Below are 15,234 nucleotides of genomic sequence, written 5' to 3'. Positions count from 1 at the left end.
GCCATCAACGGTATCGTTGAACCTCCGGTTGAAACCTGGACGCGGTGGTGAGTGGTGCTGTGGGGCGAAACCTTCAAGACGGCGAACGGCTCAGGCCGGTCGACCTGGCGCGCGGGCACGGCCTGTCCACCCAGGCGATCCGGAACTACGAGGCGGCCGGCATCCTGCCCGGCGCGGGCCGCACCCCGCACGGATACCGCACCTACACGCCGCTGCACGCCCTCGCCCTGCGCGCGTTCCTCGCGCTGGTGCCCGGGCACGGCCACCAGACGGCCACCGCCGTCATGCAGGCCGTCCACCGCGACGCGACCGAGGACGCGCTGCGGCTCATCGACGAGAGCCACGCCCAGCTGCTCGACGACCGCCGCACCCTCCAGGCCGTCGAGGCCGCGCTCCGCGACCTCGACCCGGTGCCACGGGGCCGCGGCGACACGTTCGTCGGCCCGCTGTCGCGGCGGCTCGGCATCCGCCCGGCGACGCTGCGCAAGTGGGAACGCGCCGGGCTGATCCGGCCGCGCCGCGACCCGCGCACCGGCTACCGGGTCTACAGCGAGGCCGACGTCCGCGACGCGCTGCTGGCCCACCAGCTCAGGCGCGGCGGCTACCTGCTGGAGCAGATCGCCGCGGTGATCGCCCAGGTCCATGCCGCCGGAGGCGTCGCGCCGCTGGAGTCGATGCTGGGCGACTGGCACGCCCGCCTGTCGGCCAGGAGCCGCGCCATGCTCGCCGGCGCCGCCGCGCTGGACGCCTACCTCGGCGCACGGGTCACCCCATCCGCCGGGACACCATGACGGTGCCCGGCCGCCTACCCCATCGGGCGTCTGCGCCCGGGAGCCTCGCCCTCATCGATCTCCGGGTCCGTGCATCAGTTGCACGACGGCAGCCCGAGACTGTTCAGGATCGCGTCATGGTGCTCCTCGGCGAAGGTGTACTCCTTGCACGCGAGTAGCGCCGCCCGCACGCGTTCCGGATCGACATCCCCGATCGCGAACGGCAGGAACCACGCGGGATCCGCACCGATCGGCCCGCTCGGCGACTCGCCGTCGGTGAGCACCTTCCCGCCGTCCGGTCCGCTCGGTGATGTCCATCGCCAGACCCCGCGCGGGTCCGGTCAGGCGGCGTAGCCGCCGTCGACGTCGAGCTTCTGGCCGGTGATGAACCTGGCCCGGTCGCTGGCGAGGAAGCACACCGCCTCGGCGACATCGGTGGCCGTGCCGAACATCCGCAGCGGGATGTTGGCCCGCGTCACCTCCAGGGCCCGCTCGTCGAGGTCGCCGTCGGCCATCAGGCGGACCGCCATGCCGTCGGTGAGCATGCCCGGTCCCACGCAGTTCGCGCGGACACCGAAGCGTCCCTCCTCGGCGGCGATGCCGCGTACCAACGCCTCCACCGCCGCCTTCGGGGCCGCGGAGAGCCCGTCGCGGACGGGAAACCGGCGGGTGGCGGCGGTGGTGACCGCGACCAGGCTGCCCCGTGACTCGCGCAGTCGCGGCAGCGCTACGGCGAGGATGTTGAAGAACCCGGCCACGTCGTCGTTGAGCTGCGCGGCGAACCGCTCCGGCGCGACCCGGCTCAGGTGCAGCATCGGTACATGAGGACCGGCGGCGTGCACGAGCGTGTGCACGACCGGTGCGGCGTCGATCAGCGCCGCGCACGACGCCGGATCGGCCAGATCGACGCGGTGGGCGGTCGCGTCCGGCAGTTCGGCGGCGAGGGCCTGTGCCGCCGCGGTGTTGCCACGGTACGCCAGCAGCACGCGGCTGCCCCGGGCGGCGAGGAGGCGGGCGACGGCGGAGCCGATGCCGCCGGTGGCACCGGTGACGACGGCGACGCCCTTGCGGAACCTGAAATCCATGCGCTTACGCTACCAAGCAAGCGTTTGGTAGAGTACCCGTCGTGGAGCTGAAACTCGGGGTCATGCCCGTTCTCGGCGGCACCGGCGCCGCCGATCCCGCCACCACCGCCCGCTTCGTCCAGCTGCTCGAGGATCTCGGCTGCGAGTCGGTCTGGGCCGTCGAGCACGTGATCGTCCCCGACGACTACACCTCCGCCTACCCCTACGATCCGGGCGGCCGGATGAGCCTCGGCGCCGACGACGACATCCCCGACCCGCTGCACTGGCTCACCTTCGCCGCCGCGCACACGACGAGGCTGCGGCTGGGCACCGCCATGCTCATCCTGCCCGAGCACCACCCCGTCGAGCTCGCGAAACGCCTCGCCACCGTCGACGTCCTCAGCGGCGGGCGGCTCCTGGCCGGCATCGGCGTCGGCTGGCTGCGCGAGGAGTACGACGCCGTCGGCGTGCCGTTCGAGGAGCGCGGCGCCCGCGCCGACGACTACCTCGCCGCCATGCAGGCCCTGTGGACCCGGGCGCCGGCCTCGCACACCGGCCGGTTCGTGTCGTTCCAGGACGTGCACAGCCGCCCCCGGCCCACCCGCCCCGGCGGCGTGCCGATCATCGTCGGCGGGCACTCCATGGCCGCCGTGCGCCGCGCCGCCCGCTTCGGCAGCGGCTGGTACCCCCTCGGCGTCACCGGCGACCGGTTCGCCGAGCTGCGCGCCGCCCTGGCCGCCGAATGCGCCGCCGCCGGCCGCACCATCGACGACGTCGAGATCACCATGCGGGCCCCCGGCAACGTCGGGGACCTGGAGACGCTGCGCTCCCTCGGCGTCGCCCGGGTCGTCATCCGCGCCGACCCGAACGATCCCGTCGGCGTACGGGACAAGGTCCGCCGGTACCAGCGAGAGGTGCTGCGAGTATGAGATCCGTCGTCATCACGGGGGCCGCGCAGGGACTCGGGCGGGCGCACGCGCTCGCGTTCGCCGAGACCGGGGCCCGTCTCGTCGTCAACGACCTCGACGCCGGCGCGCTCGCCGAGGTCGCGGCGCTCACCGGCGCGGTGGCGTTCCCCGGCGACATCGCCGACTGGGACTTCGCCGCCGCCCTCATCGGCAGGGCCGTCGCCGAGCACGGCCGCCTCGACGCCCTCGTCAACAACGCCGGCCTGGCCCGCGACCGGATGGTCGTCAACCTTGCCGAGGACGAGTGGGACGCCGTCATGCGGGTCAACCTCAAAGGCACCGCGGCCCCGCTGCGGCACGCCGCCGCGCACTGGCGGGCCCGGTCCAAGGCCGGCGAGGACGTCGCCGCGCGGGTCGTCAACACCACGTCCGGCGCCGGGCTCATGGGCAGCGTCGGGCAGGCCAGTTACAGCGCCGCGAAGGCCGGGATCGCCGCACTGACCCAGGTCGCCGCCGCGGAACTGGCCCGCTACGGCGTCACCGTCAACGCCATCGCCCCCAGCGCCCGCACCGCCATGACCGAGGAGGTCTTCGCCGACGCCATGCGCGCCCCCGACAGCGGCTTCGACGAGATGGCCCCCGGCAACGTGTCCCCGCTGGTCGTCTGGCTCGCCGGCGCCGACAGCGGCGACGTGACCGGCCGCGTCTTCGAGGTCTCCGGCGGCCGCGTCAGCGTCGCCGACGGCTGGCAGCACGGCGAGACCCGCGACGCCGGCCGCCGCTGGCACCCCGACGAGCTCGGCCCCGTCGTGCGCGACCTGCTGTCGCGCGCCCCAGCCCCGGCGGCCGTCTATGGCGCCTGAGATCGCCCTGCGCGCCGCCGACATCCGCGCATGGCTGCGCGAGCACCTGACCGGCGAGTTCGCCCCGCTGATCGGCGCCGGCGGCCCCGGCCGCGAGCACGAGCAGCTCGACCTGCGAGCCAGGTGGGAGCGGGTGCTGGGCGCCGCCGGCTGGATCGGCCTCGGCTGGCCCGCACCATACGGGCGCGGCGCGAGCATCGCCGAGCAGGTGGTGTTCTTCGAGGAGTACGCCCGCGCCGGCGGCCCCGGCAGGCTCAGCCACATCGGCGAGTACCTGCTCGCGCCGACCCTGATCGCGCACGGCACCGACGCGCAGCGCGACCGGTTCCTGCCGCCGATCGCCCGCGCCGAGGAGCTGTGGTGCCAGGGCTACTCCGAGCCCGGCGCCGGCTCCGACCTCGCCGGCGTGCGCACCCGCGCCACCCTGGAGGACGGGCGGTGGCGGATCACCGGGCAGAAGGTGTGGACGTCGCTGGCGCACGTCGCCGACTGGTGCTTCGTCCTGGCCCGCACCGACCCGGCCGCGACCCGCAAGGCCGGCCTGTCCTACCTGCTCGTGCCGATGCGGCAGCCCGGCGTCACGGTGCGGCCCATCATGCAGCTGACGGGCACGTCGGAGTTCAACGAGGTCTTCTTCGACGGTGCGCTCGCCGACGCCGACCTGGTCGTCGGCGCACCCGGCGACGGCTGGCGGGTCGCCACCAGCACCCTGTCCTACGAGCGCGGCGTCGCCACCCTCGGCCAGCAGCTCGGCTTCGCCCGGGAGCTCGCCGCCGTCGTCGCCGCCGCCCGCGCCAACGGATCCTTCGACGACCCGGTCGTCGCCGACCGCATCGCCGACGCGTGGGCCGGGCTGCAGGGCCTGCGCCACCACGCGCTGCGGGCGCTGTCGGCGACCGCACCGGACCCGACCGGCGCGTCGGTGGCCAAACTGCTCTGGGCGGGCTGGCACCAGCGCCTCGGCGAGCTCGCCATGGACGTCGGCGGCGCCGCCTCCACCGTCGCCGAGGCGGCACCGTACGAGCTGACCGACGCCCAGCGGCTGTTCCTGTTCACCCGCGCCGACACCATCTACGGCGGCTCCGACGAGATCCAGCGCAACATCGTCGCCGACCAGATCCTCGGCCGAGTCCAGCGAGGCACCCGATGACCGACCAGCCGTCCACAATGGACGCCGAGCACGCCGCCCTGCGTGACAGCGTCGCCGCGTTCTTCGGTACCGGCGCGAAATGGGACCGCCTCACCGGCGAGCTGGGCCTGACCGCCCTGGCGATCGGCGAGGAGCACGGCGGCTTCGGCGCCTCCCTGGTCGAGCTCGGCATCGTCCTGGAGGAGGCCGGCGCCGCGCTGCTCACCCTGCCGCTGCTGTCCACCACCGTCGCCGCCCTCGCCCTCGACCCGGCCCTGCCCGACGCCGCCGCGCTGCTGCCCGCCCTCGCCGCCGGCGACCTCGTCGGCACCCTCGCCCTCGACGGCGACTGCACCGCCCGCCCCGACCGCGACGGCTACGTCCTGGACGGCTCGTTCGCGCACGTCCTGGACGCAGACGCGGCCGGGGTCGTGCTGGTGTCCGACGGCACTGCGCTGTACGCCGTCACCGACCCCGCCGTCCGCCCGCAACCGACCCTGGACCAGACCCGCGGCCAGGGCACCCTCGTGCTGTGGCAGACACCCGGCCGCCTCGTCTCCCGCGACCCCGCCCACGCCCGGGACCTGCTGCACGTGGCCCTGGCCGCCGAGTCCGTCGGCGTCGCCCGCGCCTCCCTGCGGCTCACCGCCGAGCACCTGCGCACCCGTTCACAGTTCGGGGTGCCCCTGGCCACCTTCCAGGCGCTGCGGCACCGCGTCGCCGACCTGCACGTCCAGCTCGAACAGGCCGTGTCGTCCGTGTGGTACGCCCTGCGCGCCGCCGGCACCCCCGACTTCCCGACCGCCGCCCCCCTGGCGAAACTCATCGCCACCGAGGCCGCCTGGACGGTGACCCGCGCGTCGATCCAGCTCCTCGGCGGCATCGGCTTCACCTGGGAGCACGACGCCCACCGCTACCTGAAACGCGCCACCACGAACCGCCTCCTCGCCGACGACCCCGTGACCTTGCGCCGTCTCCTGCTCACCCGCGCCGGCCTGTAGCCCCCGGCCCGGAGCCGCCGCGCAGGACCCGATCGGTGGCCTTCAGTCGTCGTCACCCCACCGGTCGCCCAGCTCGCCGACGGCGGGCGATCTCACCGGCCTGCGTTCGAGCCTGCCGAGGGAGGTTGCCCAGGTCGAGCGACGGCGCGGCGCCGAGTGCCCGCCGACGCTGGCGCCTGTTGTAGTCACGGAGCCGGCGGTTGCGGCGCTTCCGCTCCTCTTCGATCCAGGCCGCGCCTTCCGCCGCGATCGCCTCGAGCGTGCGCAGCGCGCCCGTGACACCGGCCGCGTCCTGGGTCAGTTCCTCCAGCGTCGACGGGTCCTCCTTGATGCGGTCGAGAAATCCCTGGTCGAAGTTCTCGATCAGCGCATAGATGGAGTTTCCGTCCTTGATCGTGAGGTGCAGCGCGCGTGCGGAAGTCAGCTTTCGGTCGCTGCCGGAAGCGCGCCTGGCCACGCGTTCCACGGTGCGTTCTCCGTGCGCGGTGTGTCAGGACGGCCGGACCGTTGACCGCCGCAGTGCTGAGCCCGGCGACGATGCCGGCGGCAGCGACGATGCCGAACGCGAACGCCCAGCCCGACAACGCAAGCACAGCGAGTATCACGCCAAGGCCTATCACCATGACGCTGCCGTAGTACCTGGCTGTCAGCGCCTGCGGGACCGCTGGCACGAGAGCTGCGGCAACCTCGACCGTCCGGGTGCGGTCCCAACGCTTTGCCGCCTTGGCCGCGTGCCAGGAGACCAGCCAGTCGACGTTGTTCGGGGTGAAGGGCTGTTCCCGCCTGGTCCTGCCGCCGTACTGCACTGTGAGTGCCCGGCCGAGCGAGGTCCGCAGGCGCCGCGTCTCGCGGCTCCAGACGTCCTCGTCAACGGGTTCCGGTCGAGCTTCCGCTCGGCGGGGTCGTGTGACCCTACGCCGGTTGGGGCGACGGGCTCGGGGCCGGGCGCCACGTGGTGTAGGCGGACTCGAGGCGGTCGAGTTCGGCCTGGGTGCCGATGTCGGCGCGGTGTTCGGGGCGCTCCGCGTAGTGGCGCACCACGGTGGCCAGGAAGACGGCGTCGATGCGGAGCCGGTGCGTCGGCAGGTCGCAGCGCGCCGGGCGGGGTTTGCCGCCGTTGTACAGCAGCCGCATCCTCCAGGGGCCGCCCGGGTGGGGGCCGCCGGGCAGCAGGTCCTCCCAGCGGATCGCCCGCGAGCCGAACGGTTGCCGGAGGGCGAGGCCGGCCGGTGTCAGGCGCACCGACGGGCCGGGCAGCCAGATCAGCGCCAGCGCGAGGACGGCGAGCAGCGCGGCCAGGACCAGGAACTCGGTGTCGTCCGCCAGCCGGACCTGGTCGGTGTCGGGCACGCGCTCGTACGGCATCATGTTGCCGGCCTGCATCATGAGCGCGCACGCCACCAGGCCGGGGAACACCGGCGAGTCGGGGACCACGAACGCCTGGGCGTCCGCGGCGCGCTGGAACGTCGCGGTGGCGCGCGGGCCGCGGCGGGTCAGCCACAGGTAGACCAGCGCCGGCCCGGCCGAGGCGAGCAGGAACCCGGTGAGGCCCAGGCACAGGCCGAGCGACGACGGCTCGATCCGCCAGTACACGGGTTGCAGCACGAACCTGTTCGTCAGGAGGGCGGCGAGCGTCGCCGCGGCGGCGAGGGTGGCGGCGATCCGCCAGGCGAACGACATCACAGAAGCGTAGGCGGCCGGGCACCGTCATGGTGTCCCGGCGGACGGGGTGACCCTCCCAGCCGTCGCGGGCGGCCTGCGACCTGCCCGGTGGCACAGGTCCTCGCCGAGCCAGGTGCAGTGCCTGGCCAGGTCGGTGGGCCGCGCCCGCAGCGCGGCGGCCAGGTCCCGCCAGGTGGGTCCGAAGCCGTCGCCGAGCCGGTCGCACACGCCGTTGAACCACGGGGTGGGCCCGGCGCCGCCGATCAGTTCGATCAGGCCGGGCGCCACCGTGTGCCGGTAGCGGTCGTGGTCAAAGACATGCACGTCCGCGTCCGCGCCCACCCGCCGGACGGTACAGAGCGCTCAGTGCGCGGCGGTCTTCAGCACGCCCATGCGGGTGCGGTACTCGTCGTCCAGCGCCGCGCCGCCGTCCTCGCGGGTCGCGACGACCTCGCCGCGGACCAGGACGTAGCCGCGGTCGACGGCGCCGCGGACCGCGCCGAGGGCGGGCTCCGCCATGAGCACCGCGACGCCCTCGCCCGCGAGCTGGGTGACGGTGCGCAGCAGCTCCTGCACGACGAGCGGGGCGAGCCCGGTCATCATCTCGTCGAGCAGCAGCACCCGCGGGGAGCCCATCAGCGCCCGTGACACGACGAGCATCTGCTGCTCGCCGCCGGACAGCACGCCGACGAGGCTCTTCATCCGGGTCCGCAGGATCGGGAACCGGTCGATCGCGGTCTGCACGGCGCTGCGCGGCAGGCGCAGCAGCTCCGCCATGACCTGCAGGTTGTCCACGACGTTGAGCTTCGGGAACAGCTGGCGGCCCTGGGGCACGACGGCGATCCCGGCGCGGGCCCGCGCGGCGGGCTTGAGCTTGCTGACGTCGTCGCCGTCGAGGAACACCCGGCCGGTCGCGGCGACGGAGCCGTACGCGGCGAGCAGCGCGCTGCTCTTGCCGGCGCCGTTCGGGCCGACCAGGGCGGTGATCACGCCGCCGGGCGCCACGATGTCGACGCCGGCCACGGCGCTGGCGTGCCCGTACCGGACGGTCAGCCCTTCCAGCCGCAGTTCATGAGCCGACACGGTCGACCTCCTCGGGGGCGTCTTCAACGGCGTCTTCGGGTGCTCCTTCGGTGACCCCGAAGTACACCTGCTGCATCTGCGGGCTGTCGAGGCACTCGCGGGGCGAGCCGTCGAACACCGACCGCCCGCGGTCCAGCAGCATGATCCGGTCGACCAGCCCGGCGACGAGGTCGACGTTGTGGTCGACCAGGATCACCGCGTGGCCGCGGCGCTGCACGGTGCGCACCACCTCGGAGATGCCGGTGACGCCGGCCGCGTCGGAGCCGGCGAACGGCTCGTCGAGCAGCAGGACCAGGGGGTCCTGGCCGAGGGCGCGGCCGACCTCGACGAGGCGCTGCTCGCCCAGGGACAGGTCCCCGGCGGGCCGGTCCAGGCGGTCGATGCCGAGCTCCTCGGCGATCGCGGCGACGGCGGCGGTGTCGGCGGCCGGATACGGGCGCAGCGCCCCGCTGAACGAGCCGGCGATCATCTGCCAGACCGTGCCGTGCCGGCGGGCGACCCGGCCGAGCAGCAGGTTCTCCCCGACGGTGAGCTCCAGGGCGAGCTGCGGATACTGGAACGTCCGGGCGAGGCCGGCCTTGGCCCGCCGGGACGCGGGCCCGGTCAGGCGCTGCCCGCGCAGCGTCAGGGCGCCCTCGGTGGCCGGCTGCGCGCCGGAGATGAGGTCGACCAGGGTCGTCTTGCCCGCGCCGTTGGGCCCGACGAGGCCGAGGACCTCGCCGGCGGTCAGCGAGAACGACACGTCCTGCAGTGCGGTGACCCCGCCGTAGCGTTTCGTCAGGCCGGTGCCGACGAGGAGCGTCTCAGCCACGGCGTCCTCCTGTGATTCTGGCGAGCTTGGCGAGCCTGCCCGCGTATCCGATCACGCCCTGCGGCGCGACGAGCAGGATGACGAGGACGCCGAGGGCGAGGATCAGCGTGCCGCTGGTCTCCACGGCGGGGAAGTTCAGGGTCAGCTCGACCGCGATGACCGCGCCGAGGACCGCGCCCCACGGGGTCGCCGAGCCGCCGATGAGCGGCATGAAGATGGCCAGGAACACCAGGTTGAGGGTGAAGGTGTCCGGGGTGACGCTGCCGGCGGAGTAGGTGAACAGGCCGCCGCCGACGGCCGCGATGGCGGCGCCGATGGCGAGGGACACCAGGTTCATCATCGGTACCCGCACCCCTGCGGCCTCCACGGCGCGGGGCGCGTCGCGCATGGTCCGCACGATCACGCCCCACGGTGACATCCGCAGCCGGTCGAGCAGGAACGCGATGACGCACACCACGACGGTGGAGCCGACGACGACCTCGTAGTGGCTGGGCTGCCAGCCGAGGATGTTGAGCTTGCGGAGGCTGCCGAGGCCGCCGGAGCCGCCGGAGATGCCTTCGGCGTCCACCAGCCAGGCGGTGAACGCCATGCCGAACAGCAGGGTCACCGCGGCGAGGAAGAAGCCGGACAGCCTGCGGGTGGCCAGGCCGAGCAGCACCGCCACCGCCGCCGCGACGATCGGCCCGACGATCCAGGCCACGACCAGCGGCAGGCCGCTCTTGTTGGAGATCAGCCCGACGGCGTAGCCGCCGATGCCGGCGTACGCGCCGTAGGCCATCGACAGCGACCCGGCCATCAGGTACGGCACGTACATGCCGAGTGCGATCAGCGCGTAGGTGGCGGTGGTGGTGACCAGCGTCTGCTTGTAGCCGTCGGCGCCGACCCAGACCAGGATCAGCACCGCGCCCACGACACCGCCCAGCAGGCCGAAGGAGCCGGGGAAGCGTTTCATGCTCGTACCCTCCGCACGAACAGGCCGCTCGGTTTGAGGGCGAAGAACACCAGGGCGACGATCAGCAGCCCGTACACGTGGGACTGCCCGCCGAAGTAGTAGGGGACGAAGACCTCGACGGCGCCGAGCAGCAGCCCGCCGACGAGCGGCGCCCAGACCGAGCCGGTGCCGCCGACGACCATCGCGAGGAAGCCCGACAGGGCCCAGCTGAGCCCCGACAGGGAGCTGACGCCCGCCTTCGGGGCGAACAGCAGGCCGGTGATCCCGGCGAGCAGCCCCGACAGCACGAACGCGATGAGCCGCACCCGGTTGACCGGCAGGCCGAGCAGCCGGGCGGCGTGGGTGCTGTCGCCGACGGCCCGCAGCAGCCGGCCGCTGCGGGTGCTGCGGACCCACACGGCGAGGCCGGCGAACGCCACGACGGTGAACGCGACCAGCACCAGCGCACTGGGCTGGATCGCCGTCTCGCCGACGGTCACCGGGTCGAACGTGAGCAGGTTCTGCCCCGGCAGCGTGGTGTAGCCGAAGAGGTACCCCCCGAGCTGCTGGATCGCGAAGAGCACCGCCGCGACGGCGACCAGGGCGGGCAGTTCGCCGCCGCCGGAGCGCCGTTGCACCGGACGGACCACCGCCAGCTCGGTGATCACGGCGAGCGCCGCGGCGGCGCTGATCGCCACCGCCGCCGCGACCCACACGTTCATGTCCTCGTAGAGCACCAGGTACGACGTGCACAGACCGCCGACCATCGCGTACGGTCCGATCGCGAAGTTGAAGAACCCGGCGCCCACCAGGACCAGGTAGTAGGCCAGCGCGAGCAGGCCGAAGAAACACCCCATCTCGAGGGCGGACAACCACAGCTGCAACTGGCCCATACCTGTTACCTCCCTACTGCCGTTGCTTGCTTGCTTCGGTGGCTTACTTCGTGCACGGCGGCTGGAAGGTGGCCCAGGGGCCCTTGGGCTTGTTGTCGGCGCCGAACTCGATCAGGGACAGCCCGCACGGCCCGTCGGCGCCCAGGTGCTTGTCGGCGCCGAAGGACAGGGTGAAGTTGGCCTGGCCGAAGGTGGCGGGGTAGCCCTTGATGCTCTGGATGGCCTCGTTGAGCTTCTTGGAGTCGTCGACCCCGCCGGCCTTCTCGATCGCCTGCTTGAGCACCTGCACCGAGTCCCACGCCTGAGCGTCGTATGCGGTGATGTCGTAGTCCTTGCCGTACTTGTCCTTGAGCAGCGTCACGAGCGCCTGGGTGCGCGGGTTCGCCGTGTTGATGGAGCCCATGAAGATGAGGCCCTCCAGGGCGCCCGGCGCGGCCAGCTTCCACGACGAGGGCTGGTTGCCGATGGAGGCGAGCGAGAAGCGCTTCGTGGACTTCATCTGGCTGCCGAGCGTGTTCTGGGCGAGGACCTCGAAGGCACCGCCGACGCTGGTCACCAGGATCGCGTCGGGGTTGGCGTTCTTGAGGCGGGCGACCTGTGCGGACAGGTCCGAGGCGTTGGCCGCGCCCTTCTCGGTGGCCACGATCTGCACGCAGGACAGGGCCGGCAGCAGCGCCTTGTCCAGCGCGGCGATGGTGGTCGTGTCGTCGGTGAGCACGCCGATCTTGGTGATGTTGGCGGCCTTGAAGGCGCCGCAGTAGACGGAGGCCCAGTCCGTGGTGGTGTTGGCGAGCATGTAGATCAGCTCGTTGTCGGGCGGGGAGACGAGCGTGGCGGTGACGCCGGTGGGCGCGATGGCGGGCAGGCCGAGCTGGGTGAGCGTCGACTTCGCCTGGAGGATGGCGGCGCTGCCACTCTGCAGGAACAGTGCCTTGGCGCCCTGGCTGGCGAGCTTCTGCAGCACGGCGGGGACCTTGGTCGGGTCGGACTCGTCGTTCTCCACGACCAGCTGCAGCGGGCGGCCGAGCACGCCGCCCTTGTCGTTGACGTCCTGGATCGCCAGGCGGATCGTCTTGCCGGCGATGGTGCTGTAGGAGGCGCCGGAGCCGGTGCTGTCCTCGTCGAGACCGATGATGATCGGAGCACCGGAGGCCGTGCCGTTGCTCGGCTTGTCCTCCCCCGCCTTGTTACCGCAGCCGGCGACGGTCAGCGCCGCCAGCGCGAGACAGCTGACGATGCGAATCGTCGATGAAACGCCCATTTGTACCCCTGTCACGGAATTATACGAATCGTCAGCCTCAGGAGGAGTGTTCGCGGCTAACGCCGCCCGGCCGTGTGGCCTCATGCATAAACCTAACAAGCGCTTGGTTTCTACATCTTGGCCACGGGCGCGGTGGGTGTCAAGAACACAGGGGACGCACGGGCGTAACAGAACCGTCAAAATCAGTGCCGCACCAGCGGCAGCACCTCCAGGGCCAGGCGCTCGACCTGTTCTTCCCGGCCAGGGCCGGACGGCTTCAGGTTGAGCACGGTGAAGCCCATCCCGGTGAGCCCTCGCAGCCGCTCGGCGGCCTGCTCTGACTGTTCGTCGCCGCGCACCTCGACGTTCAGGGCGTAGGTGACGTCGCCCGGGTCGCGGCCGGCGCCCTCCGCCGCGGCGGCGATGCGGTCCCGCATGCGCGGCAGCTCCTCCAGGGGCGCGTACCCGAGCGACGGCATCCACCCGTCGGCCAGGCGACCGGTGACGGCCAGGGCGCGCGGGCCGAACGTGCCGACCCAGATCGGGATCCGCCGGGCGGGCTTGGGCTCCAGCGGCGCGGCCACGGTGCGGTGGAGCCGCCCTGTATAACTGAGCGCCGGCTCCGTCCACAGCCCGCGGACGAGCTCGATGGCCTCGGCGAGCCCGTCGACCTTGTCCCTGGGCGACGGCACGGGGATGCCGAAGGCGCGGAACTCCTCGTCGGACGCGCCGCCACCCAGCCCGAGGATCAGCCGGCCGTTCGCGAGCCGGTCGAGGGTCTCGGCCATCTTGGCGACCATCGCGGGATTGCGGTACGGCACGCCGAGCACCCGCGGCATGACGCCGATCCGCGTGGTGTGCGCGGCCATCCAGGCGAGCATCGTCCAGGTCTCGTTGCTCGGGTCGGTGCCGCTGGGGTGATCCGACGTGGACACGAAGTCATAGCCGAGGTCCTCGGCGGCGCGGGCGGCGGCGACCGGGTCCACGGCCGTCGAGGCGGGGATGTCGATCCCGAAGGTGGTCATGATCGCTCCTTTTGAACGGTAACAGGGGGTTTGAGACGCGGCATGAACCAGCCCACGAGGGGCCCGATGGCGAGTGCGTACGCGAGCGTGCCGAGCCCGACGGTGCCGCCGAGCAGCCAGCCGGCGCCGAGGACCGTCATCTCGATCAGCGTGCGGACCAGTCGCAGCGAGTGACCGCGGGCCGCGAGGCCGGTCATGAGGCCGTCCCGCGGCCCGGGCCCGAGACCGGCGCCGACGTACAGCCCGGTCGCGACCGCGTTCGCGACGATGCCCGCGACCAGCAGCCCGATGCGGGCGGCGAGCCCGTGAACGGGTCCGGTGAGGGCGAGGGTCGCGTCGGTGACCAGCCCGACCACGATGACGTTGCTGATCGTGCCCAGCCCGGGGCGCTGCCGCAGCGGAATCCACAGCAGCAGGACCGCGACCGCCACGAGGTTCGCGATCAGGCCGATGGAGACCCCGGTGCGGTCCGAGATGCCCTGGTGCAGCACGTCCCACGGCCCCAGCCCCAGGTCGGCCCGCAGCATCAGCGTCAGGCTGACCCCGAACAGCACCAGCCCGCAGTACAGCCGCCCGAGCCTATTGCTTGACATATCAAGCACGCTACGTCGCCTCTGCTTGACATGTCAAACAGACCTCGTACGCTTGGCACCATGACCGAACCGCGCTGGCTCACCGACGCCGAGATGCACACCTGGCGCGGATACCGCCGCATGCGCAACCTGCTCGACCTGCAGCTCACCCGCGACCTCGGCGCCGACTCCGGCCTGTCCGACGCCGACTACGACGTGCTGACCTCGGTCTCGGAGGCACCCGGAAGGCAGCTGCGCCTGGGCGAGCTGGCCGCGTCGATCCGCTGGTCGGTGAGCCGGCTGTCCCACCAGGTCAGCCGCATGGAGCAGCGCGGCCTGGTGGCCCGCGGCGGCTCCGCCGACGACGGCAGGGGCGCGACGGTCGCCCTCACCGACGCCGGCTGGGCCACGGTCCAGGCCGCGGCGGTGCACCACGTCGCCTCGGTCCGCCGCCATTTCATCGACATCCTCGACGAGCACGACATCGCCGCCCTCGGCCGCATCGCCGACAAGGTCCTCGCCCACCTGACCGAGGCGACGCCCCCCACTCCCCCACGCCGCCGCAAATCCACCTGACCGCAGCGCGGCCGACCGGAAGAGCGCGCCGACCAACGCCGCCCGGGCAAGCCGTACGCTCGGCGGGTGGAGCGCCGTCCGTTGCAGAACCGCGTCCTGCCCACCGGCGACATCGTCGCCGATCCTGCCCGCGGGACGCTCATGGGCAATCGGGGCTGCCTGCACGGCACCGGCCGCGAGCTCGGCGCGGCCCGGTGGCGATCCAAGCTGTGGATCTGCTGCACGCTGACCTGGAAGGACGTCCGCCGCGACCCGATGCCGCCAGGCCGCTGGACGGCGCTGTTCTTCCTCGACGAGGCGACCGCGCTGGCCGCCGGGCACCGGCCGTGCGCATACTGCCGGCGGGCCGGCTTCCTCGCCTACGCGGAGGCATGGCGCAGCGCGCAGCACCTCGCCCGGCGCCCGTGGGCGCGGGAGATGGACGCACAGCTGCACGACGAACGCGTCGAGCCACGGACCCGCCGCCAGATCACCCGGCCGGCCCGGTGCGCCGACCTGCCGACCGGCACGATGGTCCGGCACGACGGCATCGTCGGGCTCGTCTCACAGCGACGGTTCCTGCCGTGGACCGGCACCGGGTACGGGCGGCCGCAGCCGCTGCCGGACCGGGCCGAGCTGCTCACACCTCCGGCGTCGGTGGCGGTGTTGCGCGCCGGGTACCGCGCCGCGCTCCACCCGAGCGCGGCGCGGGCCTGAGATCCGACCC

At 72.9% G+C, this 15,234-nt stretch carries 19 protein-coding genes; 7 read left to right on the top strand and 12 right to left on the bottom strand.

What is annotated here, in order from left to right:
* Positions 1-47 precede the first annotated feature (47 nt).
* Entirely contained in the window at positions 48-791 is a 744-nt protein-coding gene (locus OHA72_RS39260) for a TioE family transcriptional regulator (RefSeq protein ID WP_327001141.1), read from the top strand.
* A gap of 74 nt (positions 792-865) precedes the next feature.
* Here OHA72_RS39260 and OHA72_RS39255 read toward each other — a convergent pair whose 3' ends face one another.
* Together OHA72_RS39255 and OHA72_RS39250 are read right to left on the bottom strand one after the other, a co-directional pair.
* Positions 866-1,054, bottom strand: coding sequence for a hypothetical protein (locus OHA72_RS39255; RefSeq protein WP_327001140.1), 189 nt, complete (start codon positions 1,052-1,054; stop codon positions 866-868).
* A 57-nt stretch (positions 1,055-1,111) separates the two neighbouring features.
* The gene (locus OHA72_RS39250) at positions 1,112-1,855 is read right to left on the bottom strand and encodes an SDR family NAD(P)-dependent oxidoreductase (protein ID WP_327001139.1); all 744 of its coding nucleotides are present in this window, start codon (positions 1,853-1,855) and stop codon (positions 1,112-1,114) included.
* Positions 1,856-1,896: 41 nt separating this feature from the next.
* Here OHA72_RS39250 and OHA72_RS39245 point away from each other — a divergent pair, with 41 nt between their 5' ends.
* The 4 genes from OHA72_RS39245 to OHA72_RS39230 are packed head-to-tail and all read left to right on the top strand — an operon-like array spanning position 1,897 to position 5,735.
* Entirely contained in the window at positions 1,897-2,763 is an 867-nt protein-coding gene (locus tag OHA72_RS39245; protein WP_327001138.1) for an LLM class F420-dependent oxidoreductase, read from the top strand.
* Positions 2,760-3,605 carry an SDR family oxidoreductase gene (locus OHA72_RS39240; RefSeq protein ID WP_327001137.1) on the top strand — a complete coding sequence of 282 codons (846 nt, stop codon included), beginning with the start codon at positions 2,760-2,762 and terminating at the stop codon, positions 3,603-3,605. Before OHA72_RS39245 ends, OHA72_RS39240 begins: the two co-directional genes overlap by 4 nt.
* Positions 3,595-4,755 carry an acyl-CoA dehydrogenase family protein gene (locus OHA72_RS39235; protein ID WP_327001136.1) on the top strand — a complete coding sequence of 387 codons (1,161 nt, stop codon included), beginning with the start codon at positions 3,595-3,597 and terminating at the stop codon, positions 4,753-4,755. Before OHA72_RS39240 ends, OHA72_RS39235 begins: the two co-directional genes overlap by 11 nt.
* Positions 4,752-5,735: an acyl-CoA dehydrogenase family protein gene (locus OHA72_RS39230; RefSeq protein ID WP_327001135.1), complete on the top strand. Its 984-nt coding sequence runs from the start codon at positions 4,752-4,754 to the stop codon at positions 5,733-5,735. Before OHA72_RS39235 ends, OHA72_RS39230 begins: the two co-directional genes overlap by 4 nt.
* Positions 5,736-5,787: 52 nt before the next feature.
* On the opposite strand, the gene OHA72_RS39225 is transcribed toward OHA72_RS39230, so the two are convergent.
* From OHA72_RS39225 to yczE, 10 genes are all read right to left on the bottom strand, one after another.
* Positions 5,788-6,201 carry a hypothetical protein gene (locus OHA72_RS39225; protein WP_327001134.1) on the bottom strand — a complete coding sequence of 138 codons (414 nt, stop codon included), beginning with the start codon at positions 6,199-6,201 and terminating at the stop codon, positions 5,788-5,790.
* 446 nt (positions 6,202-6,647) lie between these two features.
* Positions 6,648-7,415, bottom strand: coding sequence for a PH domain-containing protein (locus OHA72_RS39220; protein ID WP_327001133.1), 768 nt, complete (start codon positions 7,413-7,415; stop codon positions 6,648-6,650).
* Positions 7,416-7,442: 27 nt separating this feature from the next.
* A complete protein-coding gene (locus OHA72_RS39215) occupies positions 7,443-7,739 on the bottom strand; it encodes a hypothetical protein (RefSeq protein WP_327001132.1) in 297 nt (98 codons plus the stop codon).
* 21 nt (positions 7,740-7,760) lie between these two features.
* Positions 7,761-8,480: an ABC transporter ATP-binding protein gene (locus tag OHA72_RS39210; RefSeq protein ID WP_327001131.1), complete on the bottom strand. Its 720-nt coding sequence runs from the start codon at positions 8,478-8,480 to the stop codon at positions 7,761-7,763.
* Positions 8,467-9,291, bottom strand: a complete 825-nt coding sequence (locus OHA72_RS39205) for an ABC transporter ATP-binding protein (RefSeq protein ID WP_327001130.1) — start codon at positions 9,289-9,291, stop codon at positions 8,467-8,469. Before OHA72_RS39205 ends, OHA72_RS39210 begins: the two co-directional genes overlap by 14 nt.
* Positions 9,284-10,243 carry a branched-chain amino acid ABC transporter permease gene (locus OHA72_RS39200; protein WP_327001129.1) on the bottom strand — a complete coding sequence of 320 codons (960 nt, stop codon included), beginning with the start codon at positions 10,241-10,243 and terminating at the stop codon, positions 9,284-9,286. Before OHA72_RS39200 ends, OHA72_RS39205 begins: the two co-directional genes overlap by 8 nt.
* On the bottom strand, positions 10,240-11,115 hold the full coding sequence (locus OHA72_RS39195) for a branched-chain amino acid ABC transporter permease (RefSeq protein ID WP_327001128.1): 876 nt from the start codon (positions 11,113-11,115) through the stop codon (positions 10,240-10,242). Before OHA72_RS39195 ends, OHA72_RS39200 begins: the two co-directional genes overlap by 4 nt.
* Before the next feature lie 43 nt (positions 11,116-11,158).
* A complete protein-coding gene (locus OHA72_RS39190; protein WP_327001127.1) occupies positions 11,159-12,376 on the bottom strand; it encodes an ABC transporter substrate-binding protein in 1,218 nt (405 codons plus the stop codon).
* A gap of 182 nt (positions 12,377-12,558) precedes the next feature.
* The gene (locus tag OHA72_RS39185; RefSeq protein ID WP_327001126.1) at positions 12,559-13,380 is read right to left on the bottom strand and encodes an LLM class flavin-dependent oxidoreductase; all 822 of its coding nucleotides are present in this window, start codon (positions 13,378-13,380) and stop codon (positions 12,559-12,561) included.
* Positions 13,377-13,973 carry a membrane protein YczE gene (gene yczE / locus OHA72_RS39180; RefSeq protein ID WP_327001125.1) on the bottom strand — a complete coding sequence of 199 codons (597 nt, stop codon included), beginning with the start codon at positions 13,971-13,973 and terminating at the stop codon, positions 13,377-13,379. Before yczE ends, OHA72_RS39185 begins: the two co-directional genes overlap by 4 nt.
* A 60-nt stretch (positions 13,974-14,033) precedes the next feature.
* Here yczE and OHA72_RS39175 point away from each other — a divergent pair, with 60 nt between their 5' ends.
* Both OHA72_RS39175 and OHA72_RS39170 read left to right on the top strand, forming a co-directional pair.
* Positions 14,034-14,528: a MarR family winged helix-turn-helix transcriptional regulator gene (locus OHA72_RS39175; protein ID WP_327001124.1), complete on the top strand. Its 495-nt coding sequence runs from the start codon at positions 14,034-14,036 to the stop codon at positions 14,526-14,528.
* Between the two features lie 66 nt (positions 14,529-14,594).
* Positions 14,595-15,224, top strand: a complete 630-nt coding sequence (locus tag OHA72_RS39170; RefSeq protein WP_327001123.1) for a hypothetical protein — start codon at positions 14,595-14,597, stop codon at positions 15,222-15,224.
* The last annotated feature ends 10 nt before the right edge of the window (positions 15,225-15,234 follow it).

This window comes from Dactylosporangium sp. NBC_01737 (assembly GCF_035963215.1).
GTDB lineage: Bacteria > Actinomycetota > Actinomycetes > Mycobacteriales > Micromonosporaceae > Dactylosporangium.
This window is presented reverse-complemented; position numbering and strand designations above follow the sequence as displayed.